This is a genomic window from Anaeromyxobacter oryzisoli (assembly GCF_022690765.1).
Classification (GTDB): Bacteria; Myxococcota; Myxococcia; order Myxococcales; family Anaeromyxobacteraceae; genus Anaeromyxobacter; species Anaeromyxobacter oryzisoli.
Window position 1 is genome coordinate 1 of the sequence record NZ_JALCZA010000163.1, and the last position, 1,640, is coordinate 1,640.

1 protein-coding gene and 1 pseudogene are annotated in these 1,640 nt (G+C 73.2%); both read right to left on the bottom strand.

Annotated elements, in window-relative coordinates:
* On the bottom strand, positions 1 to 930 hold a 930-nt coding region (locus MNZ27_RS23145), incomplete at its 3' end, for a methyl-accepting chemotaxis protein (protein ID WP_242396423.1).
* Positions 931 to 1,367: 437 nt separating this feature from the next.
* A pseudogene (locus tag MNZ27_RS23150) lies at positions 1,368 to 1,640 on the bottom strand (methyl-accepting chemotaxis protein); the annotation flags it as partial.

The following is a 1,640-nucleotide window of genomic DNA, read 5'->3' on the forward strand; positions in this document are numbered from 1 at the left end:
CTGCGTGATCGACGCGCTCATCTCCTCCAGCGACGACGTCGTCTCCTCCACGCTCGCCGCCTGCTCCCCCGTCCCCTGCGACAGCGCCTGCGCCGTCGCCGACACCTGCTGCGACGCCCCCGTCAGCGCCTCCGCCCCGCCCCTCACCTCCCCGATCACCTCCGCCAGCTTCTCCCCCATCGCACGCATCGCGCGCTGGAGCGCGGCGATCTCGTCGCCTCCAGCCTCGACCGCCGCCTCGCGCAGGTCGCCGCGCGCGATCCGCTGCGCGACATCCACGGCGGCGGCGAGGCGCCGGGTGATGCCCCGCGTGATCACGAGGGAGATGCCGAGGAGGAGCATCGCGGACACGATGGTGATCGCGACGAGGCTCGAGCGCGCCGCCGCGTCCGCCCGGTCACCCTCCTCCTGGGCGGCCTTCGCCCGCGCCTCGAGGCGCTCGCCCAGGTTCCCGAGCGGCCCCTTGAGGGCGTCGAACGCGTTGTCCAGCTCCGGGATCCGCGCGAGGGCGCCGGTGCGATCGCGCGCGGCCTGCGCGCCCACGTCCTCCGCGATCGCGGCGAAGCGACGGACACCGTCCTCGGCGCCTTCCACGGCACGTACGATGTCGTGATCCGGCAAGCGCTTGAGCTCGGCGAGGCGCGCCGGGAGCGCGCGCGCGTCCTCTCGCAGCTCGGCCTCCTCGTGGCGCTGCCGCTCCGCGTCGCCCATCTCGCCCGCGACGGTGAGCGCGAGCACGTCCGCCCGGATCGCGTCGTGCATCATGTCGATCTCGCCCTGGACGCGCAGCGCCGACGCGTACACCACCGCCTCGTCCATGCGATCGTTCAGCGAGCCGATGCCGCTGTACCCGGTGATTCCGCCCGCGAGGACGAGAACGAGCCCCGTGAGCGCCAGCATCGCGAGCTTCCGGCCGACGGTGAATCGCATCGAGACATGACTCCTCGGGCCGACCGTCTCCGCTCCACCGCGGCATCCGGCGACCACGGCCGGCAGCGATGTGCAACCAGCCCGCCGCGCGGTACCGCCACGGATCGACGTTCGAGATCCTGTCGCGCATACGACTTTGGGTGAATGCCCCGGCCTGCGCGGACGGTGCGGCAATCAGTCGCATCGCGCACTTGTGGAAGGCTCGGTGCGGTCGGCGCTACCCGTGTAGTGATTCGGGCGCGGCCTCCGTACAGCGCCACCTGCCATACGGGTTCGCCGCCACCCGCGAGTGGCCGCTGTCCCATTTGGGGCACCCCTGCGGGAGCGCTGATCACTTCTCTCGGTCGGGCGTGGCGCTCATCCGAGCGACTCGCGCCCGACCGTCGCCGACGTCGGCGCGCAGCCGGCACGGCGGAGCCGGTCGGCTCTCCCCGATCCTAGAACCGCTTGAACCCGTGATCGCCGGTCGCGCCGGGGTGCGCGCCGGGGTGCGGCAGCACCGGGTGCTCGACGGTCGGGGCCGGGGCCGGGTGCACCGCGGGGACCACCGGCACGTGCACCGGCGCGAGCCGCCGCTCCTCCCTCACCTGGAAGAACGACATGAGCTGCTGCAGCGCCTCCGCCTGCGACGACAGCTCCTCCGCCGTGGACGACAGCTCCTCCGCCGCCGACGCGTTCCGCTGCGTCACCTGGTCCACGATCCCCATCGC